At 72.7% G+C, this 20,291-nt stretch carries 20 protein-coding genes and 1 pseudogene; 9 read left to right on the forward strand and 12 right to left on the reverse strand.

What is annotated here, in order from left to right:
* Positions 1-112 precede the first annotated feature (112 nt).
* Together ACIHAD_RS08530 and ACIHAD_RS08535 are read left to right on the forward strand one after the other, a co-directional pair.
* The gene (locus ACIHAD_RS08530) at positions 113-415 is read left to right on the forward strand and encodes a hypothetical protein (protein WP_397353697.1); all 303 of its coding nucleotides are present in this window, start codon (positions 113-115) and stop codon (positions 413-415) included.
* Between the two features lie 83 nt (positions 416-498).
* The gene (locus ACIHAD_RS08535; protein WP_397353698.1) at positions 499-2,004 is read left to right on the forward strand and encodes a phytoene desaturase family protein; all 1,506 of its coding nucleotides are present in this window, start codon (positions 499-501) and stop codon (positions 2,002-2,004) included.
* Between the two features lie 42 nt (positions 2,005-2,046).
* Here the strand turns inward: ACIHAD_RS08535 and ACIHAD_RS08540 are convergent, their stop codons facing one another.
* A complete protein-coding gene (locus ACIHAD_RS08540; protein WP_397353699.1) occupies positions 2,047-2,601 on the reverse strand; it encodes a TetR/AcrR family transcriptional regulator in 555 nt (184 codons plus the stop codon).
* An 86-nt stretch (positions 2,602-2,687) separates the two neighbouring features.
* Here ACIHAD_RS08540 and ACIHAD_RS08545 point away from each other — a divergent pair, with 86 nt between their 5' ends.
* The 6 genes and pseudogenes from ACIHAD_RS08545 to ACIHAD_RS08570 all read left to right on the forward strand — a co-directional run bounded on the left by ACIHAD_RS08545 (position 2,688) and on the right by ACIHAD_RS08570 (position 7,749).
* Positions 2,688-3,890 carry a cytochrome P450 gene (locus ACIHAD_RS08545; protein ID WP_397353700.1) on the forward strand — a complete coding sequence of 401 codons (1,203 nt, stop codon included), beginning with the start codon at positions 2,688-2,690 and terminating at the stop codon, positions 3,888-3,890.
* A gap of 64 nt (positions 3,891-3,954) precedes the next feature.
* Positions 3,955-4,653: a response regulator transcription factor gene (locus ACIHAD_RS08550; protein ID WP_397353701.1), complete on the forward strand. Its 699-nt coding sequence runs from the start codon at positions 3,955-3,957 to the stop codon at positions 4,651-4,653.
* Positions 4,650-6,029 carry a sensor histidine kinase gene (locus ACIHAD_RS08555; protein ID WP_397353702.1) on the forward strand — a complete coding sequence of 460 codons (1,380 nt, stop codon included), beginning with the start codon at positions 4,650-4,652 and terminating at the stop codon, positions 6,027-6,029. The genes ACIHAD_RS08550 and ACIHAD_RS08555 overlap by 4 nt, the downstream gene beginning before the upstream one ends.
* Positions 6,030-6,053: 24 nt before the next feature.
* Positions 6,054-6,374 (forward strand): annotated as a pseudogene (locus tag ACIHAD_RS08560) (glycosyltransferase); the annotation flags it as partial.
* Positions 6,375-6,420: 46 nt separating this feature from the next.
* Positions 6,421-7,074: a hypothetical protein gene (locus ACIHAD_RS08565; RefSeq protein ID WP_397353888.1), complete on the forward strand. Its 654-nt coding sequence runs from the start codon at positions 6,421-6,423 to the stop codon at positions 7,072-7,074.
* 57 nt (positions 7,075-7,131) lie between these two features.
* A complete protein-coding gene (locus ACIHAD_RS08570) occupies positions 7,132-7,749 on the forward strand; it encodes a TetR/AcrR family transcriptional regulator (RefSeq protein WP_397353703.1) in 618 nt (205 codons plus the stop codon).
* Between the two features lies 1 nt (position 7,750).
* Here the strand turns inward: ACIHAD_RS08570 and ACIHAD_RS08575 are convergent, their stop codons facing one another.
* The 5 genes from ACIHAD_RS08575 to ACIHAD_RS08595 all read right to left on the reverse strand — a co-directional run bounded on the left by ACIHAD_RS08575 (position 7,751) and on the right by ACIHAD_RS08595 (position 10,574).
* Positions 7,751-8,017 carry a hypothetical protein gene (locus ACIHAD_RS08575; protein ID WP_397353704.1) on the reverse strand — a complete coding sequence of 89 codons (267 nt, stop codon included), beginning with the start codon at positions 8,015-8,017 and terminating at the stop codon, positions 7,751-7,753.
* Positions 8,018-8,086: 69 nt separating this feature from the next.
* Positions 8,087-8,938, reverse strand: a complete 852-nt coding sequence (locus ACIHAD_RS08580; RefSeq protein WP_397353705.1) for a helix-turn-helix domain-containing protein — start codon at positions 8,936-8,938, stop codon at positions 8,087-8,089.
* A gap of 59 nt (positions 8,939-8,997) precedes the next feature.
* Complete coding sequence (locus ACIHAD_RS08585) at positions 8,998-9,258, reverse strand: hypothetical protein (RefSeq protein ID WP_352357014.1); 261 nt, start codon at positions 9,256-9,258, stop codon at positions 8,998-9,000.
* Between the two features lie 86 nt (positions 9,259-9,344).
* Complete coding sequence (locus tag ACIHAD_RS08590) at positions 9,345-10,358, reverse strand: phosphotransferase family protein (protein WP_397353706.1); 1,014 nt, start codon at positions 10,356-10,358, stop codon at positions 9,345-9,347.
* A gap of 63 nt (positions 10,359-10,421) precedes the next feature.
* Positions 10,422-10,574, reverse strand: a complete 153-nt coding sequence (locus ACIHAD_RS08595) for a hypothetical protein (RefSeq protein ID WP_397353707.1) — start codon at positions 10,572-10,574, stop codon at positions 10,422-10,424.
* A 49-nt stretch (positions 10,575-10,623) separates the two neighbouring features.
* On the opposite strand from ACIHAD_RS08595, the gene ACIHAD_RS08600 reads away from it, so the two are divergent.
* Positions 10,624-11,541: an ROK family protein gene (locus ACIHAD_RS08600; RefSeq protein ID WP_397353708.1), complete on the forward strand. Its 918-nt coding sequence runs from the start codon at positions 10,624-10,626 to the stop codon at positions 11,539-11,541.
* Here the strand turns inward: ACIHAD_RS08600 and ACIHAD_RS08605 are convergent.
* The 6 genes from ACIHAD_RS08605 to ACIHAD_RS08630 are packed head-to-tail and all read right to left on the reverse strand — an operon-like array spanning position 11,467 to position 20,249.
* Entirely contained in the window at positions 11,467-13,179 is a 1,713-nt protein-coding gene (locus ACIHAD_RS08605; protein WP_397353709.1) for an acyclic terpene utilization AtuA family protein, read from the reverse strand. The genes ACIHAD_RS08600 and ACIHAD_RS08605 overlap by 75 nt on opposite strands.
* Positions 13,179-13,940 carry an enoyl-CoA hydratase-related protein gene (locus ACIHAD_RS08610; RefSeq protein ID WP_397353710.1) on the reverse strand — a complete coding sequence of 254 codons (762 nt, stop codon included), beginning with the start codon at positions 13,938-13,940 and terminating at the stop codon, positions 13,179-13,181. Before ACIHAD_RS08610 ends, ACIHAD_RS08605 begins: the two co-directional genes overlap by 1 nt.
* A complete protein-coding gene (locus ACIHAD_RS08615) occupies positions 13,937-15,823 on the reverse strand; it encodes a biotin carboxylase N-terminal domain-containing protein (RefSeq protein ID WP_397353711.1) in 1,887 nt (628 codons plus the stop codon). The genes ACIHAD_RS08610 and ACIHAD_RS08615 overlap by 4 nt, the downstream gene beginning before the upstream one ends.
* Positions 15,820-17,352, reverse strand: coding sequence for an acyl-CoA carboxylase subunit beta (locus tag ACIHAD_RS08620; protein WP_397353880.1), 1,533 nt, complete (start codon positions 17,350-17,352; stop codon positions 15,820-15,822). Before ACIHAD_RS08620 ends, ACIHAD_RS08615 begins: the two co-directional genes overlap by 4 nt.
* A 53-nt stretch (positions 17,353-17,405) precedes the next feature.
* Entirely contained in the window at positions 17,406-18,035 is a 630-nt protein-coding gene (locus tag ACIHAD_RS08625; RefSeq protein ID WP_397353712.1) for a TetR/AcrR family transcriptional regulator, read from the reverse strand.
* Between the two features lie 60 nt (positions 18,036-18,095).
* Positions 18,096-20,249, reverse strand: a complete 2,154-nt coding sequence (locus tag ACIHAD_RS08630; protein ID WP_397353713.1) for a serine/threonine protein kinase — start codon at positions 20,247-20,249, stop codon at positions 18,096-18,098.
* Positions 20,250-20,291: the final 42 nt, after the last annotated feature.

Genomic DNA, 20,291 nt, shown 5'->3' on the forward strand with positions numbered 1-20,291 from the left:
GACGCCCCGGAAAGGGGCCGTTGACGCGGCCTGGAGCGCGATCTAGCTTTCCCTTAGGAAAGCTTCCTAAAAGTAAGAGCGTGTTCACCCCCCGAACCTCAGGAGACTCCGTATGAGCCTTCGTCGTCCCCTCGTCGCCCTGGCCGGATCGGCGGTGTTGTGCCTCGCGGCGGCGGGCCTCGCGCCGTCGCCCGCGCTGGCCGCGCCCACCGACTGCACCGCCTGGGTCAGCGGCGGCTACGCCTACAGCACCTGCTCCTCCGGCACCGGCCAGCACGCCGTCGGGGTGGAGCAGTCGCACCCCTACGCCGGGCCCATCGTGCTCACCGGCGGCTGGACGGCCGTCGGTGGGGTCTCCTCGGTGCGGCTCACGCCGTGGCCGGTCAAGCGCGTCTGGGTGAACAGGACGGGTTGACGGTCCCGCGGGCTCACCGGGAGGCGGCACCTTGCCCCCGAAACCATTGACTAACGGCACAGGTCGGGTCATAAGGTGCGGGGATGGGTGCGTATGACGTCGTCGTGGCGGGTGGCGGGCACAACGGGCTGGTCGCGGCCGCCTATCTCGCCGGAGCGGGCCGGCGGGTGCTGGTGCTGGAGCGTCTCGGGCACGTCGGCGGCCTGGCGATCTCCACGCGGGCCTTCCCGGGTGTGGACGTACGCCTGTCCCGCTACTCCTACCTGGTGAGCCTGCTGCCCACCCGGATCGTCCGCGACCTCGGCCTCGATCTCGACCTGCGCCGCCGCCGGTACGCCTCCTACACCCCCAAGGGCGACACCGGCCTGCTCGTCGACAACGAGGACGAGGCCCGTACCGCCGCCTCCTTCCGCGCCGTCACCGGCGGCGAGCACGACCACCGGGCCTGGCGCGACTTCTACGCCATGACGGCGGACGTGGCCCGCGCCCTGGCCCCCACCCTGCTGGAACCCCTGCGCACCCCCGCCGAGATCGAGCGCCTGGTCGGCCAGGAAGCCTGGCGCGACCTGTTCGCCCGGCCCGTCGGCCAGGCCGTGGACGAGCGGTTCGCCGACGACACCGTGCGCGGCGTCGTGCTCACCGACGCGCTGATCGGCACGTTCGCCGACCCGGCCACCGACCTGCTGGCCAACAGGTGCTTCCTCTACCACGTGATCGGCGACGGCACCGGCGAGTGGAACGTCCCGGTGGGCGGCATGGGCGCGGTCTCCGGCGCGTTGGAGCGGGCGGCCAGGCGGGCGGGGGCCGAGATCAGGACCGGCGCCGAGATCGTCGGCATCTCGCCGTCGGGGGAGGTCACGTTCGTCGCCGAGGACGGCGAGCACACGGTGGACGGCCGCCACGTGCTGGTCAACCTGCCCCCGGCGGTGCTGGACCGGGTGCTCGGCAGGCCCGCGACCGTGCCCGAGGGGGCGCAGCTCAAGGTCAACATGGTGCTGGCCCGGCTGCCCCGGCTGAAGGACCCGTCGGCCGACCCCTTCGCCGCCTTCAGCGGCACCTTCCACATCAACGAGGGACGCGACCAGCTCGCGAAGGCGTACGAGCAGGCGGCGCGAGGGGAGATGCCGGAATTGCCGCCCGCGGAGGTCTACTGCCATTCATTGACGGACCCGTCCATTCTCGGCCCGGAACTCCGGGGGAAGGCCGAGACGATGACCCTGTTCGGCCTTCACATGCCCGCCCGACTTTTCCGGGAAAATCCCGAAAAAGCGCGTCAGGAGGCGCTGCGGGCCACGTTCGCCTCCATGAATGCGGTGCTCGCCGAGCCCATCGAGGACTGCCTGCTCCGCGCCCCCGACGGCACCCCGTGCGTCGAGGTCAAAACCCCCGCCGACCTGGAGAAGGACGCGGGACTGCCGGGCGGACACATCTTCCACGCCGATTTGAGCTGGCCGTACTCGGAGGAAAAGGGGTGGGGCGTCGAGACCGGGCACGAACGCATTCTGCTGTGCGGCGCCGCGGCCCGCAGGGGCGGCGGCGTCAGCGGGATCGGCGGCCACAACGCGGCCATGGCGCTGCTGAGCCCCTGATTGAGCCCCTGGCTGAGCCCGTGAATCAGGCGTGAATCCGAATCACCGGGAAATCAGTTTCGTGGCCACCGTGAGCGCCACATCCGTGCGTTCGGCGTCGGGCAGTTGCAGGTCGAAGAGGACGGGGATGCTGCCCAGGATCACCGCGATCACCGCGAGCCTGGCCTCGAACTGCTGAACGGGGTCGTCCTCCGGCGCGCTCAGCACCGACAACATGGAGATGAGGCCCTCCTGCATCCGCGAGCCGGACGGCAGGTCCTCCATCACCCCCTGGTTCACCTGCGCGAACCTGAACAGCGGCCGCCACCTGTCCTCCAGCAGCCCGGAGATGCGGCGCAGGATCTCCTGCCGGGCCTCCAGTGTGCGCGGCTGCTCGCCCGCCCACACCACCAGCTCGTCGATCGAGACCACGAGGTGGTCGACGACGCCGGCCAGGATCGCCTCCTTGGTGCGGAAGTGGTAGTACAGCGCGGGCCTGGTGATCTCCAGGCGCTCGGCGACCTCCTGGAGGGTCGTCTTGTCGTAGCCGCGCTCGGCGAACAACTCCAGCGCCACCCGCTGGATCCGCTCACGAGTGTCCGTCCGCCGCCCTGCCATTGTGCTCCCATCTCTTGACGACCGACCCCCGCATTGCTTACTTTCACGTAAGTAAGCAATGCGGTCCGGCTTGTAGGGAGCAGACTATGGCTCAGCACTTCCCTGTCCAGCGCACGTGCCCGTTCGCCCCGCCCCCCGAGTACGCCCGCCTGCGCGAGGAGGGCCCACTCGTCCGGGCCGCGCTCCCCGGCGGCGAGGTGTGGCTCGTCACCCGGCACGCCGAGGCCCAGCGGGTGTTGTCGGGCGAGGGCATCAGCACCAACCCCTTCACGCCCGGTCACCCCCACGAGCTCCTCGGCCCCGAGCCGCCCACGCCCGAGCAGGCCGAGACGTTGCGCGAGTCCGCGACCGGGCACTTCATCGACCTCGACCCGCCCGAACACACCCGCTTCCGCAAGCTGCTCATCCCCGAGTTCACCGTCCGGCGGGTCAGGGAGCTGCGGCCGTCCATCCAGCGACTGGTGGACGAGCTCATCGACGACATGCTGGCCGAAGGCGAGGAGGCGGAGCTGGTCGAGGCGTTCGGGCTGGCGGTGCCGTCCCTGGTGATCTGCCGGCTGCTGGGCGTCCCGTACGCCGAGCGCGAGTTCTTCCAGTCGCGCACCCGCATGATCGTCTCCGCCACCGAGGACCCCGCGGCGGGCTACACGGCCATGACGGAGATCAGGAGCTTCCTGGACGACCTCGTCACCGCCGCCGAACGCGCGCCGAAGGACGACCTGCTCGGCCGCCTGATCACCAGCGGGCAGCTCACCCACCAGGAGCTCGTCGGCGTGATCTTCCTGTTGCTCGTCGCCGGCCACGAGACCACGGCCAACATGATCCCGCTCGGCGTGCTCACGCTGCTGCGCCACCCCGCCCAGCTCGCCGCCCTGCGCGCCGACCCCGCGGGCTGGCCGATGGCGGTGGAGGAGCTGCTGCGCTACCACTCGATCGTCGACTGGGTGGCCTTCGACCGGGTGTCCACGCGGGACCAGGAGATCGGCGGGCAGCGGGTCGGGAAGGGCGAGGGCATCTTCGTCCTCGGCGCCTCCGCCAACAGGGACGAACGCGTCTTCGACCGGCCGGACGAGTTCGACGTCGCCCGCGGCGCCCGCCACCACGTGGCCTTCGGCTACGGCGTGCACCAGTGCCTCGGCCAGAACCTGGCCAGGGCCGAGCTGGAGATCGCCCTGCGCACCCTCTTCGAGCGCGTCCCCGGCCTGCGCGTCACGGTCGCCGACGAGGACCTGCCCGCCAAGTACGACGGCGTCATCTTCGGGCTCAAGGCCCTGCCCGTGGCGTGGTGATTCTCAGCGGACATCGGTGAACCCGTTCATCGTGTTCTCATAGTGGGCTCATATCTTGTGAGACATGACTGAGCCCGCACGGTTGCTGGTGGTGGACGACGAGCCCGCGTTGCGCGAGGCGCTGCAGTCGAGCCTGGAGTTCGAGGGCTACCGGGTCGGCACCGCCAACGACGGCCAGGCGGCGCTGGAGGCGCTGGCCGGGGAGCCGTACGACGCGGTGCTGCTCGACGTGATGATGCCGCGGCTCGACGGGCTCACCGCCTGCCGGCGGCTGCGGGCTCAGGGCAACCACGTCCCCGTCCTCATGCTCACCGCCCGCGACGCCGTCGGCGACCGGGTGTCCGGGCTCGACGCGGGGGCCGACGACTACCTGGTCAAGCCGTTCGAGCTGGACGAGCTGCTGGCCCGGGTGCGCGCGCTGCTGCGCCGCGGCGCGCTCGGCGCGGGCGCCGCCGACGGCGGCACGCTCTCCTACGGCGACCTGCGCATGGACCCGGCCACCAGGGAGGTCACCCGCGGCGTCCGCGGGCTCGACCTGACCAGGACCGAGTACCTGCTGATGGAGCTGTTCCTCGCCCACCCCCGCCAGGTCCTGACCCGCGACCAGATCCTCAACGAGGTGTGGGGCTTCGACTTCGAGCCGACCTCCAACTCCCTCGACGTGTACGTCATGTACCTGCGCCGCAAGACCGAGGCCGGGGGCGAGCCCCGCGTCATCCACACGGTCCGCGGGGTGGGATACGTCCTACGGGCCACACCGTGATCCGCAACAGCCTGCGCGCCCGGCTGACGCTGCTCATCACGTTCGCCGTGGCGCTGGCGGTCGCGATCAGCGCCGGCGCCTGCTTCCTGATCATCCGGCACCAGACGTACGAGCAGGCCGACCGCCAGCTCGGCTCCCAGCCCGGCAAGGACCCCCGCAACGACCTGGACTGGATCCGCGAGAACTGCCGGGCCACCCCCGCGCCGAAGACCCACTACGGCCCGCCGCACTCCACCCAGCTCATCTTCGCCAACGCCTCCCCGCCCTGCTACGTGGGTCCCGCGCTGGTGGTGACGCCCGAGGACGTGGCGGTGGCCAAGGGAGAGTGGACCGAGGCCAGGCACTTCCACAACGGCGTCACCGCGGACGGCACCGAGATGCGCATCCTCACCCAGCAGGTCGCGCCGGGCGTGGCGGTGATGGACGCCGCCCCCCTCCGCGAGCTGCGCAACACGTTGAAGGCGGTGGCGCTGCTGCTGGGCGGCGTGGCGCTGTTCGGCGTCCTGCTGGCGGCCTGGGTCGGGCTGCTCATCGCGCGTGCCGCGCTGCGTCCGGTCGTCCGGCTGACCAAGGCGGCCGAGCACATCGCCGAGACCGAGGATCTCAACACGCGCATCCCCGTCCAGGGCAACGACGAGATCGCCCGGCTCAGCTCCTCCTTCAACGCCATGACCGCCGCCCTGGCCGGCTCCCGCGAACGTCAGCAGCAGCTCGTCGCCGACGCCGGCCACGAGCTGCGCACCCCGCTCACCACCCTGCGCACCAACATCGACCTGCTGCTGCGCAGCGAGCAGACCGGCAGGCAGCTCGACCCGGGCGCCAAGGAACGCCTGCTGGTCAACGTCAAGGCCCAGTTCGCCGAGCTGTCCACGCTGGTCGGCGACCTGCTCCAGCTCGCCAGGGGCGACACCGACCACGAGCCGCACGTCGAGCTGGCCCTGCACGACATCGTCACGGCCGCCGCCGAGCGCGCCCGGCTGCGCGGCGCCGACGTGGTCACCGACCTGCACCCCTGGTACGTCGTCGGCAGCCCCACCTCGCTCGAACGCGCCGTGCTCAACCTCATCGACAACGCCCGCAAGTTCAGCCCCGAGGGCGAGGTCGAGGTCTCGCTCAAGGACGGCCGGCTGACGGTCCGCGACCACGGCCCCGGCATCCCCGAGGAGGAGCTGCCGCACGTCTTCGAGCGCTTCTGGCGCTCGCCCTCGGCCCGCGGCCTGCCCGGCTCGGGGCTGGGCCTGGCGATCGTGGCGCAGGCCGTGTCCGAGATCGGCGGCAAGGTGGGGCTGTCCAACGCGCCCGGCGGCGGCGCGATCGCGACGATCGATCTTCCCGGAACTCTCATTCGTCACTCAGAATCGGATAAGTCCTCTTAAAGACCCGAATCGTGAGCTGGCTGCATGGAGACAACAGCAGTAAGGACACGCCTGGTCGAGGTGGTCGTCCCGGTCCACAACGAGCAGCGGGCGTTGCGCGAGAGCGTCGCCCGGCTGCACGCCTACCTCGCCACGACGTTCCCGTACGGCTTCCGCATCACCATCGCCGACAACGCCAGCACCGACGACACCTGGCGGCTGGCCACCGAGCTGGCCCGCGAGCTGCCGCAGGTACGGGCCGTGCACCTCGACGAGAAGGGCCGCGGCCGGGCCCTGCGCCAGGTCTGGTCCACCAGCGAGGCCGACGTCGTCAGCTACATGGACGTGGACCTGTCCACCGACCTGGACGCCTTCCTCCCGCTGGTCGCGCCCCTGCTGTTTCAACGCCAAGATGTTGCAGGCGTACCTGGTGGTGCCGGCGTTCGGGGTGGCGTACCTGGCGTGCGCCCGCCACGGCGTGGCCCGGCGGGTGGGGCACCTGCTGGCGGCCGGGGCCGTGATGGTCGTGTCGAGCGCCTGGTGGATGGTGGTCGTCGACCTGTGGCCCGCCGATTCGCGGCCCTACGTCGGCGGCTCGACCGACAACACCGTCCGGGACCTGGTGATCGGCTACAACGGGCTCGGCCGGATCTTCGGCCAGGACCGGGCCGGCGGCGGCGCGAACTTCGGCGGTCAGGCCGGGGCCGGGCGGCTGGCTGGTCGTGCACTACGCGGTGTTCAGCTTCTCCAGCGGCACGTTCCACCCCTACTGCACCACCGCGATGGCGCCCGCCGTGGCCGCGCTGACCGGCATGGGGGCGACCGTGATGTGGCAGGCGTACCGCAGGTCGCGGGGCTGGCCGGTCCGGCGGCCTACTTCACCGGCTCCGACCCCGCCATGACCGTCCCCCTCCTGCGCCGGCTCCTCGCGGCGGGACAGCTCAGGTACGTGCTGTCCGGCGGCGGCAGAGGCGGCCCCGGCGGCGACACCGAGGTCACCGCCTGGGTCACCGCCAACTGCGCGGCAGTGGACGGCCACACCGGCCTGTACGACTGCGCCGGCTGACGAACCAGGACGAGCGGCCGCGGGGATCATCCCCGCGGCGCGCTATAGGCTGATCGGGTGGCGAGTACGACCCGGGCCGATCAGGCCGACCAGCGCAGGGCAGAGCTCCTTGAGGCCACTCGCAAAGTGGTGCTCGAACGCGGCCTGGCCCACACGCGCATCGCCGACATCGCCAAGTCCATCAACGTCAGCGGCGGCCTGATCCACTACCACTTCGCGACCAAGGACGAGCTGATCACCGCCATGCTGCGGGCCACGCTCGACATCGAGAGCGCCCGGCTCAAGGAGCTGGCCGACGGCCCCGGCACGGCGGTGGAGCGCCTCGACCGGGTGCTGCGCTACTACATCCCCGAGTCGCGCTCCGACCAGAGCTGGCTGCTCTGGATCGACGCCTGGAACACCGCGCTGCGCGAGCCCGCCGTCAACGCGATCATGCTGGAGCTGGAGACGGCCTGGCTCGACGCGCTGGCGCAGGTGCTGTCGGCCGGCACCGACGCGGGGGAGTTCGCCTGCGCCGACCCGGCGGGCGCGGCCGAGCGCATCGACGCCATGCTCGACGGCCTGATCATCCGCTACACCCTGCATCCCAACGTGCTCGACCGGGCCCGGCTGCTGGCCCACGCGCGCACGGCCGCGGCCGGGGAGGCGGGCATCGCGGTGGAGAGCTTCGGCTGACTCAGGCGGGCAGGGCGGCCAGCAGGAAGGCCAGGCGGGCCGCCGCCGACTCGACGTCCTCGGTGGTGCCGAGGCGGTAGCCCCACGACGTGATGTACGCGCCGTCGTCGGAGCAGGTCACCGTTTCGGCCAGCGTCGTGGAGAAGCGGTTGCGCACCGACACGTACGCCGGGTCGCTGGCCAGCGCGACACTCTGCACCGAAAGATCGGCGTGACGGCCCGCGTGCCACGCGAACCGCTCAAGGCAGAGCGCGGTATCAAGCATCATGCGTCACCTCCGCAACGTCTCGCGACAGAATTGCACGATCTTGCTGCGGGTGGCAAGCAATTGCTGAGGTTAATGTGGGGTTTGTTGCAGGTATTCGCGAAGAATACGGATGATGACTTCCCGCCCCGGCTCCCCGAACTCGGCCACCTTGGCGTAGTCGTCGAAGGCCCGGACGTAGAAGGCGATGTCGTCGGGGTCGCGCAGCACCAGGTCCTTGGTCATCGTGGCGACGCCGACCATGGCCTCGTTGTAGATCCAGAACCCGTTGATCGGCGCGGACGGCAGCTCGGTGCCGAAGGGGATCACGCCGAACTCCACGTTGGGCAGCGTGCTGACGGCCAGCAGCCGGTCGAGCTGGCCGCGCATGACATCGGCCGGGGCCAGCGCGCTGCGCAGCGCCGACTCCGGGACCACGAACCGGAACGTCCGCGTGCGGTCGTAGAGGATCTCCTGGCGCTGCATGCGCACCCGGACGGCCGCGTCGATCTGGTCGTCCGCGCTGTAGAGGCGCTTGACCTTGCGGAACACGTGCCGGGCGTACTCGGAGGTCTGCAGCAGGCCGACCACGATGCCGGGCTCGAAGACGCGGAACAGCTTGGTGCGCGCCTCCAGGTCGCGGATGTCCTCCTGGATGGCGGCCAGGCCGCTGCGGTGACGCTGCTTCCAGTCGTCGTGCCGCTCCAGCAGCGCGATGGCCTGCCTGATGAGCTCGTCGGCCGTGTCGGGCGAGGCCCCTACGGCCTGCGCCCACACGACGACGTCATCCTCGGTCGCCGTCTGCCTGGCGTTCTCCAGGCGGGAGACCTTGGACGGCTGCCAGCGCAGCCGCTCGGCCAGGTCTTTGCCCGACAGGTGGGCGGCCTCGCGGAGCTGGCGAAGCTGGCCGCCGAGGTTGATGCGCGCCTGCTGATAGGACGTCACGCGGCAAGAGGCTAGCCCCGCGAGGACCGATCATGCCAGGCCCAGCCGCGCAATCGTGATCAAGCGGTTGCCGACGGTGTCCCGTCGCTGGTGGGCCGGGCGCCGGCTGACCCGTCGGGCAGCACCCGGCGGGCGATCTCGGTCAGGAGCTCGCGGGGCACCTCGACGGCGGCCTCGCCGTCGAGCACGTCGCGGAGGTCCGCGAGCGCCTCGGGGTCGGTGACGTGAAGTCCCTGGACGACGATGGTGCCGCGATCGGTCTCGTACAAGGTGGGGCAGGCGCCCGCCTCAGAAGTGGAGCCGAGGAACCGCATGCGCATGACGATCCTTTCCCCGAATGCCAGATGCAATTGCGCGCAATTGTACGCATCTGGGCGTCCGGCGTGATCCTTTTCCCGCATCGGGTTCAGCGCAACAAGCCCTCCATGATGTCGTGGGCACGGGCGAACAGACCGAGGGTGGTCGCGTGCAGCACGTCGCCGATGTCGCGGGGCGCCTTGCCGGCGAACGCCCGCGCGTGCGTGCCCTCCAGCACGATGCCGAGCTTGAAGCAGGCCATCACCGCGTACCAGTCGATCGCCGACAGGTCGCGCTCCGACAGCGCCGCGTAGTACGCGACCAGCTCCCGCTCCGACGGCAGCCCCGGCACGTGCCCGTTGTTGCCCGGCCAGGTGGCCAGCAGCCAGCCCAGGTCGAGCAGCGGGTCGCCGATCGTGCACATCTCCCAGTCGACGATCGCCGCCACCCTGGGCCCGTCGAGGGCGTACATCAGGTTGGCGAAGTGGTAGTCGCCGTGCATGATCCCCGGGACGAACGTGGCCGGCCGGTGGCGGGTGAGCCAGCCGGCCGTCGCCTCCAGGGCGGGGATGTCGGGGCCGGGGTAGCCGTCGAGCTCGCCGTAGGAGTCGAGCTCCTTCAGCCAGCGCGGCACCTGCCGTTCGAGGAAGCCCTCGGGGCGGCCGAAGCCGGGCAGCACCTCCGGATCGACCCGTCCCAGCTCGGCCAGCGCGACGGCGGCCTCCAGACCCATCCGGTGCCGGATCGCGGGGTCGGAGGCGTGCGGCTCGGGCAGCCCGGTCGAGGGGTTGAACCCGGCCACCGGTTCCATCAGGTAGAACACCGGCTCCCGCGCGGTCTGCGCGGCCACCAGCCGCGGCGCGGGCACCGCCGTGCCGCTCAGCGCGGCCAGCAGCCGCGCCTCGCGCCGCAGCACCTCGTTGCTCCTGCTCCGGGCGTGCAGGGGCGGCCTGCGCAGGATGTACGGCCGGCCGCCGCGTTCGAGGCGGACCATGACGTTCTGCGTGCCGCCCGCGACCGGCGCGACCTCCGTGATCGGCCCGCCCGGCAGCCCCTCGGCGTCCATCCACGCGCCGAGGTCGTCGAGGTCGATGGCGCTGACGTCGATGTGGGTGGAGGTCATGGCCGCCCTTTGACAGAACGATATTCTGGAGGGCTTCAACCTACGAGAGCCTTCGAGGCCCGGTCAACCCAGGGCCGGCATGAACGGCAGGAACCGCCGCGAGCGGTCGGTGCCGAACACCTCGGCGTCCAGGGCGAGGATGGTGTCCAGGCCGGCCGGGGTCGCCGGGCGGGTGCAGTCCTCCAGGTCATCAGATGTCAGGCGACGCAGCGTCATGGGCAGACATCATCCCGCGCTGGGAGAATATGGGTGGATGAAGTGTGTTGTGGCGATTGATGTCGGCGGGACGACCTTGAAGGGCGGATTGATCGCCCAGGACGGCACCATCCTCTACCGGGAACGCCGTCCCACCCCCCGCATCGAGGGGCCGGAACGTGTCATCGCGGCGATCTCCGCCTTCGTCGCCGACCTGACCGAGCCGCGCACGGTCGCCGGCGCCCTCCTGCGCCCGCAGGCCGTGGGCCTGGCCGTGCCCGGCCTGGTCACGCCGGAGCGGGCGGTCTTCTCGGCCGCGTTCGGCTGGCGGGACGTCCCCGCCGCCGCGTTCACCGACGGGAGGCTCCCGCTCGCCCTCGGCCACGACGTGCGCTCGGCCGGCGAGGCGGAGCTGGCCTACGGATCGGCCGCCGCCGACGCGCTGTACCTGCCCATCGGCACCGGCATCGCCGGAGCCGTCGTCCTGTCCGGCTCGCTGTCCGGCTCCCTGTACGGCGGGGCCGCCGGTTGGGCCGGGCAGATCGGGCACGTCCCGGTGCACCCCGGCGGGCTCCCGTGCCCGTGCGGGCAGCGCGGCTGCCTGGCGGCCTACGCCTCGGCCGCCTCCGTCGCCGCCCGCGCCGGCGAGACCTCCGCCGAGGACGTCGTCCGCCGAGCCGCGGCGGGGGACGAACCGGCCGCCCGGGTGTGGGCGGAGGCCGTGGAGGCGCTCGCGCTGGGCCTGGCCACGTACACGCTGGTGCTGGACCCCTCGGTGATCGTCGTCGGCGGCGGCCTGTCGCTGGCCGGGGACGCCCTGCTGACCCCGCTGCGGGCCCGGCTGGCCGCCCGGCTCGCCTTCCGCCCGGCGCCCGAGGTACGGGTCTCGGCGCTCGGCGTGGACGCGGGCCTGCTAGGCGCCGGGCTGCTCGGCCTGCGCGCCCGGCGGGAGCAGGGCGGCGGGCACGTCGACGACCTGGGCGCGTAGCTCCTCGCCCAGGGCCTTGGCCTGCGGGTCCATACGCGGACTGGCCGCCACGCCCCTGCCGAGCAGCCCGTGGACGACGAAGTTGAGCGCCCTGATGTTGGGCAGCTCGTGACGGTCGACGCGGTGGGCGGCCAGCTCCGGGAGCAGGACCTTGAGCCGGTCGGCGGTGAGGGTGGCGGCCAGCCAGGCGTACTGCTCGACGGTCGCGGCCCAGACGCCGAGGTTGGCGTTCCCGCCCTTGTCGCCGGAGCGCGCGCCCGCGACCCGGCCCAGGGGCAGGCGCACGGTGGGCCCGCCGGGCGGCGCCGGAACCGGCGGCCCGACCGGTGGCGGGACCGGCCCGCCCGCGGGAACCGGAGGCTCCTTTCGGGCGGGCAGCTCCACGCCGTCCAGGAAGACCCGTGGCCGCACCTCCGACGCCGGAACCAGGACCGGCCAGTACACCCCGTACGGGGAGGCGTCGCCCGGCGGGGTGAGGCCGTGGAAGCCCGGGTAGCTGGACAGGCCCGTCTCCACGACGGCCGAGGAGAAGACCCGGCCCGCCGTGCGCCGGTCGGCGTCCATGACGGTGATCCGCAGCAGGCCCGCGTCCGTCAGCGTCACGTCCACGTGGTCGAAGGTCTCGCGTGGCACCCGCGCCCAGACGGCCTCCTCGGCGGCCCGCGCCTTGGCCTCGACGTCCAGGCCGGTCAGGACGAGCGTCATCGTGTTGCGGTAGCCGGCCGGGTAGTTGACGGCGACCTTGAGCGTGTCCGGCGGCGGTTCGCCCCGGACGCCGGAGATCAGCACCCGGTCGGGGCCGTCGTCCGAGAGCGTGATCGTGTCGAACCTGGCGACCACGTCGGGGCCCAGGTAGCGCGGGCCGCCCAGCTCGTAGACGAGCTGCGCGGTGACCGTGCCGACCGAGACCAGGCCGCCCGTCCCCGGATGCTTGGTGATCACGGACGAGCCGTCGGCGCGCAGCTCGGCGATGGGGAAGCCGCAGTGGGCCAGGTCGGGCACGTCCTGGAAGAAGGCGTAGTTGCCGCCCGTGGCCTGGCAGCCGCACTCGATGACGTGACCCGCCACGACCGAGCCGGCCAGCGGGTCGAGGTCGCCGGGGCCCCACCCGTACCGCCAGATGCCGGGGCCGGTGACCAGGGCGGCGTCGGTCACGCGGCCGGTCACCACGACGTCCGCGCCCGCCGACAGCGCGGCGGCGATGGGACGGCCGCCGAGGTAGGCGTTCGCGGTCAGCGGCGCGGCCGGCGCGCGCTCGCCGGTGTCGGCGTTGACCAGGTCGAGCGGGCGGCCCATGAGGTCGTCGCCGGTGACGTGGGCGACCTTGGGGGACAGGCCCAGCCGGGCGGCCAGCTCGTGCACGGCCTCGGCGCACCCGGCCGGGTCGAGCCCGCCCGCGTTCGTGACGATCCTGATGCCGCGGTCGAGGCAGGGGCCGAGCACGTCCTCAAGCTGGCGCAGGAACGTGGGCGCGTAGCCGGGACGGCCCTTGAGCCGGTTGCCGGCCAGGATCAGCATGGTCAGCTCGGCCAGCCAGTCGCCGGTGAGCACGTCGATCGGGCCGCCCTCGACCATCTCCCTGGCCGCCGAGAGCCGGTCGCCGTAGAAACCGCTGCAATTGGCGACGCGCAGCGCCATCACGGCACCCACTTGGGCGGCCGTTTGTCCATGAACGCCGCGATGCCCTCCTGCCCCTCGGCCGAGGTGAACCGCTCGGCCGACAACTCGCTCATCCGCCGCAGCCCCTCCTCGAACGACACCGCGGGCACCTCCCGCACCAGCCGCTTGGTGATGGCCAGCGCCTCCGGGCCGCCCCTGGCCAGCATCCCCGCGTAGTGGCGAACGGCGGTGTCGAGCTCGCCCTCGGGGACGGCCCTGGTCAGCAGGCCGATCCGGGCCGCGGTGGCCGCGTCGAACACCTCGCCGGTCAGGAAGTACTCGGCCGCCGCCCGCGGGTCGAGCCTGCGCAGCACGGGCACCGAGATCATCGCGGGCACCACCCCGAGCCGCACCTCGGTGAACGCGAACGACGCCGTGTCCGGCGCGATCGCGAAGTCGCACGCGGCGACCAGGCCGAGGCCGCCCGCTCTGGCCGTGCCGTTCAGGCGGCAGATCACCGGCTTCGGGCTCTCCCAGAGCAGCGTCATGATCTCGGGGAAGGACGCCGTCACCGGCGCGTCCGGGTCGCCGCGCTGCTCCTTCAGATCGGCGCCCGAGCAGAACACCCGGCCCGTGCCGGTCAGCACGATCACCCGGGCGTCCGGCTCGGCCAGCGCCCAGCGCAGGTGCTCGGCCAGCTCGGCCAGCAGCCGCCTGGACAGCGCGTTGCGATTGGCCGGCGAGTCGAGCGTGACGGTGGCCACGCCCTCCGCCAGCTCCCTGTGCACGAGGCTCGTCATGGGCCCTCCTCCTGGATGATCGCCAGCACGGCCCCGGCTTCGACCTGCTGTCCCTTCTCGACGCGTACGTCCGACACCACGCCGCCCGCCGGGGCCGCGATGCGATGCTCCATCTTCATCGCCTCCAGCACCAGGACCGGCTGGCCCTGGACCACCGTGTCGCCCTCGGCCACCTCGACCCGCAGCACGCTGCCCGGCATGGGCGCGAGCAGCGAGCCGGGGGCGACGTGCTCGACCGGCTCGGGCAGGCGCGGTACCGGCGTCAGCACCGCCGCGCCCATGGGGGAGTCCACGTAGACGTGGTCGTCGCCGTCGTACCGGGCGACCTGGAAGGTCTGCCGCAGGCCGTCGCGTTCCAGGACCACCTCCTCCGGCCGTGCCGAGACCACGCCGACGCCCGGGGGCAGCGGGTCGTAGACGACGTCGGCCTCCGCGAAGCGGGCGCGGGCGGGCTGCGAGCGCACGTTGCGCCAGCCGGCGGGCAGCCCGGCCAGGACCCGGGCGTCGCGACGGTTCGCGGCGGCCATGGCGAGCGCGGCGGCCAGCGCCGGCAGCCCGCCGTCGCCGGCCCGCGGCGACAACGGCGACGGCGGCGACAGTGGGCCGCCGGGGGACAGGAAGGCGGTGTTCGTCTCGCCCGCCAGGAAGGCCGGGCTGGTCACGATCTCCAGCAGCAGGTCACGGTTGGTGGTGACGCCGTGCAACCGGGCCCGGCGCAGGGACGTGGCCAGCTTCCGCGCCGCCTCCGCCCGCGTCGCCCCGTACGCGACGATCTTGGCCAGCATCGCGTCGTAGTGCGGCGACACCTCCGACCCGGACTCGACGCCCGAGTCCACCCGCACGTCCCCCGGCACCTCGAACCGGCGCAGCACGCCCGTCTGCGGCACGTAACCGGCGTCCTCGGCGTACAGCCGCGCCTCGATCGCGTGGCCGCGCGGGCCGGGCGGCTCCGGCGGCAGCGCCGCGCCCTCGGCCACCTCGAGTTGCAGCCGTACGAGGTCGACGCCGAAGACCAGCTCGGTGACCGGATGCTCGACCTGGAGCCGGGTGTTCATCTCCAGGAACGCCACCCGGTCGCCCTTGACCAGGAACTCCACCGTGCCGACCCCGACGTAGCCGATCCGGCGGGCCGCCCGCACGGCCGCCGCGCACAGCAGCTCGCGGGTGCGCTCCGAGATCCCCGGCGACGGGCACTCCTCGACGACCTTCTGGTGCCTGCGCTGGACGCTGCACTCGCGCTCGCCCAGCGCCCACACCGTGCCGTGCGCGTCGGCCAGCACCTGCACCTCGACGTGCCGGGCGGCCTCCAGCAGCGGCTCGGCGAACACGTCGCCGTCGCCGAAGGCCGCCGCCGCCTCCCGCCGCGCCGACTCCACCTCGGCGGCCAGCTCTCCGGCGTGCCTGACGATCCGCATCCCGCGCCCGCCCCCGCCCGCGGACGCCTTCACCAGCAGCGGGAACTCGCCCGGCGCGGCCAGGTCGAGCGAGGGCAGCACCGGAACCCCGGCCTCCTCCATCAGCCGCTTCGCCGCGATCTTCGAGCCCATCGCCTCGATCGCGGCGGGCGGCGGCCCCACCCACGTGAGCCCGGCGTCCAGCACGGCCTGCGCGAACGCGGCGTTCTCCGACAGGAAGCCGTAACCCGGGTGCACCGCGTCGGCGCCGCAGGCCCGGCACGCCTCGATGATCCGGTCCACCGCCAGGTAGGTCTCGGCCGGGTGGGACCCCGGGAGGCGTACGGCGAGGTCGGCCTCGCGGACGTGCGGCGCGCCGGCGTCGGCGTCGGAGAAGACGGCGACCGTGGAGAGGCCGAGCGAGCGGCAGGTGCGGAAGACGCGGCGGGCGATCTCGCCCCGGTTCGCGACGAGCAGACGGGTGATCACGGCCGGAACACCCCGAACCCCGCCGCCGGCGGCACCGGCGCGCTGTTGATCGACGACAGGCACATCCCCAGCACCGTACGGGTGTCGCGGGGGTCGATCACCCCGTCGTCGTAGAGCCGCCCCGACAGGAAGAACGGCAACGACTCCGCCTCGATCTGGGACTCCACCATGGCACGCATCGCCGCGTCGGCCTCCTCGTCGTAGACCTGGCCCCTGGCCTGCGCCGCGGCCCGCCCCACGATCGACAGCACCCCGGCGAGCTGGGCCGGGCCCATCACCGCAGACTTGGCGCTCGGCCAGCTGAACAGGAACCGGGGATCGTAGGCGCGCCCGCACATGCCGTAGTTGCCGGCGCCGTAGGAGGCGCCCATGACGACGGTCAGGTGGGGCACGGTCGAGTTCGACACGGCGTTGATCATCATCGCGCCGTGCTTGATGATGCCGCCCTGCTCGTAGTCCTTGCCCACCATGTAGCCGGTGGTGTTCTGCAGGAACAGCAGCGGCGTGCGCGACTGGTTCGCGAGCTGGATGAACTGGGTGGCCTTCTGCGACTCCGCGCTGAACAGCACCCCGCGCGCGTTGGCCAGCACCCCGACCGGGTAACCGTGGACGCGCGCCCAGCCGGTGACCAGCGACGGGCCGTACAGGGGCTTGAACTCCTCGAACTCGCTGGCGTCCACCACCCGGGCGATCACCTCGCGCGGGTCGAAGGGGATCTTCAGGTCCTCCGGGACGATCCCCAGCAGCTCGTCGGCCGGATAGACGGGCTCGCGGGCGGGCAGCGGCCGCACGCCCCGCTTACGCCAGTTGAGCGAGCGCACGACGGCCCGGCCGATGCGCAGCGCGTCGTGCTCGTCCTCGGCCAGGTAGTCGGCCAGGCCGCTGGTCCTGGCGTGCATCTCGGCGCCGCCCAGCGACTCGTCGTCGGACTCCTCGCCGGTCGCCATCCTCACCAGCGGCGGGCCGCCGAGGAACACCTTGGCGCGGTCGCGGACCATCACCACGTAGTCGCTCATGCCGGGCACGTACGCGCCGCCGGCCGTGGAGTTGCCGAACACCAGCGCGACCGTCGGGACGCCGGCCGCCGACAACCGCGTCAGGTCGCGGAAGATCCGGCCGCCCGGGATGAAGATCTCCTTCTGCGTCGGCAGGTCCGCGCCGCCGCTCTCGACCAGGTTCACGTACGGCAGCCGGTTGGCGAGCGCGATGTCGGCCGCGCGCAGCGACTTGCGCAGCGTCCACGGGTTGGACGCGCCGCCCCTGACCGTGGGGTCGTTCGCGGTGATCAGGCACTCGACGCCCTCGATCACCCCGATGCCGGTCACCATGCCCGCGCCCACCTGGAACTCGCTGCCCCACGCGGCCAGCGGGGACAGCTCCAGGAACGGCGAGTCGGGGTCCACCAGCAGCTCGATGCGCTCCCTGGCGAGCAGCTTGCCGCGCCGGCGGTGACGCTCGACGTACTTCTCGCCGCCGCCGCCCACCGCCTTGGCGTGCTCGGCGTCGAGATCGGCCAGCTTGGCGAGCATGGCCTCGCGCCGGGCCAGGTACTCGGCGCCGCGCGGATCGAGCCGGCTCCTGATCACGGGGCCTCCTGTCGCGAAGTCGACGTGGGCGTCAATCCGATGGCCCGCGCCCACAGCCGGGTCAGGTGGTCGACGGCGTCCTGCTCGCCGGCCCGCTCCCCGAGGTCCAGCCACACGTGGGCGAAGTGCTCGACCATGCCGCCCAGCATGACGGCCGTCAGCCGCGGGTCGAGCGAGGGGTCGGCCAGGCCCTGCTCCTGGAGGCGGCGCAGCCCGTCGGCGCCGCGCCGGACGAACGCCTCGCGCAGTTCAAGCAGCAGCCGCCCGAACCGGGGCTCGGTGTCGGCGGCGTGCTCCAGCATGCGCACCAGGCGCGAGTTCGCCGCCCAGGCCCGCAGGTAGAGGCGGTTGGCGGCCTCGATGCGGGCGTAGGGGTCGTCAGGGACGGCCGCGCCGACCGCGCTCGCCGCGAACATCTCGCCGACCACCGCCTGCGCGACCTCCCCGAACAACGACTCCTTGGAGTCGAAGTAAGTGTAGAAGGTGCCGTGGGAGACCCCCGCCCGCGCGCACACGTCGTCGATCCGCACGGCGTCGTACCCGTGCTCCTCGAACGCCTCACGCCCGGCCGCGAGCAACGTGGCCCGCGTGCGCTTGCCGCGCAGGGTCAGGGACCTGACGATCACGTCAGTCACGGTAGCGACCGGGGCGCGCGGAAGGAAGGGGTCCCGCCGCGCGCGGTCGCGTCAGGTGCAGTGGCTCCAGCCGGACTTCCAGCTCAGCGAGTTCCACGAACCGCCCCAGATCACGCACTTCTTCACGGCCGCCAGCCGGACCGGCCCCGCGTACGCGGTGAACTTGCCCGGGTTGCCGCCGCTCGCGCCGCCCTGGACCTGGAGGGTGGCGTTCATGGAGACCTTGCCGGGATAGACCAGCTTCGACATCGTGACCACGCAGTTCTTGCCCGCGCTGGTGTTGTAGAGCAGGTAGATCGTGGCCGAGCTGCCCAGCGCGTGCTTGTCGATCACCTTGAAGCCCGAGCCGCAGACGGTCACCACGTTGTAGGTGTTCGGCTTGAGCGTGGCGGTGGGCGTGGCGGTGGGTTTGGTCGTGGGCTTGGTCGTCGCCGGCTTCTTGGCCGGGCCCGGGACCGTGGTCGTCGGGCCGGGGGTCGGGGTGAGCGTCGGCTCGTCCTCGCCGTCGATCAGGCCGGTGGGCTTCTTCTTGGTGGCGGTGGGCTTGGCCGTGGGGCTGCTCTTGACGGTGGGGTGGGTCGTGGGCACGTTCGTCACCGGGTTCGGGACCTGGATGACGGGGTCCTCGGTGTGCTTGACCTTCTTGGGCGGATCGGCCTGGCCGACGTCCAGCGTGGGGACGGGCTCGCCGGTCTCCGCCGTGAGGATCGGGTCCGGGGTCACCTCGGCGGTGGGCGGCTCGCCGGGCTGCCCGGCGCCCTGGCCGTCGCCCTTGGGGTTCTGGGAGGCGTTGCCGGTGGCGGTCACGGGGACCGTGCCGCTGTTGGCCTGCACGACGACGGCGCCGGCCACCACGAGCAGCGCGGCGGCGGCCGCGCCGGAGAGGGCGAGCGTCAACGTCCGCCGCTGCTTGTCGGGCGCTTTACCGGACGGCTCGCCCTGCGGACCACCGGCACTCCCGACCCGAGTCGCCCCCGGGTTCCCGGCCTGAGGTCCGCCGGGGTGTCCCGCCTGAGGTCCGCCGGGGTGTCCCTGGGGTCCGCCCGGGTGTCCGGGTTGCGGGCCGCCGGGCATGCCGCCGTGCGGGTGCCCGTGCGCAGCCGCGCCCTGCGGGCCGCCCTGGGGCGCACCGGGGTGGGGGCCGCCCTGGGGAGCGGCGGGCATGGCGCCCGCGTGGGGGCCGCCCGGCGTGCCGGGGCCGCCCGCCGGTCCCTGCGGGGCGCCGGGGCGGTTGTGGGGGCCCGCCTGCTGGGGGACGGGGTTGGGGCCGGACGGCTGGGTCCAGGGGCCGGGGTAGGCGTCCTGTCCGGGCCCGGACGCGTGCGGGCCGGCCTGGTGGGGGACGGCGGGGGTGGCGGTGGCCCCGGTGACCGGCTCGACGGCGGCCTTGGGAGCGGGCTGGCCCGTGAGGCGGACGATCAGCTCGTCGGCGCTCGGCCGCTGCGCCGGGTCCTTGGACAGGCACAGCCCCACCAGCGCGCCGAGCTCGCCCTCCATCCCGCCGAGCTGCGGCTCCTCGTTCAGGATGCGGTTCATCACCACGGGGATCGAGTCGGCCCCGAACGCGGGCTTGCCGGTGGCCGCGTACACCATCGTGACGCCCCACGCGAAGACGTCGGCGGCCTCCGACACGGCGGCCCCGCTGAGCTGCTCGGGCGCCAGGTACGACGGCGTCCCCATCGCCATCCCCGTGGCCGTGGCCCCCGGAGAGTCCAGGGCGCGGGCGATGCCGAAGTCGATCACGACCGGTCCCTCGGGGCCCATGAGCACGTTCGCGGGCTTGAAGTCGCGGTGCAGGATCCCGGCCCGGTGGATGGCCGCCAGCGCGGTGGCCGTGCTGATCGCGAGGCGTTCCAGCGCCGCGCCCCGCCGCGGGCCCTCGTTGATGACGAGCTCGCGCAGGGAGGGCCCCGGCACGTACTCGCTCACGATGTACGGCCGGCTCCCGTCCAGGTCGGCGTGGAGGACGGGCGCGGTGCAGAACCGGGCGACCCGCTGCGCCACCGCCACCTCGCGCAGGAACCTGGTCCGCGCGTCGGCGTCGGCCACGAGGGCGTGGTGCAGCAGCTTGACGGCGACCTGTTCCCCCGAGTCGCTCTTGCCCAGATAGACGACGCCTTGACCACCCTCGCCGAGCCGGGCGACGATGTCGTACGCCCCCAGCCGCCGCGGGTCGTCCCCTGCCAACGGCTGGAACTGATTCACGTCGGACCCCCATCACAACCAATAGATGGGGCAAAACGCTAC

The sequence above is a fragment of the Nonomuraea sp. NPDC052265 genome, assembly GCF_044547985.1.
Taxonomy (GTDB): domain Bacteria; phylum Actinomycetota; class Actinomycetes; order Streptosporangiales; family Streptosporangiaceae; genus Nonomuraea.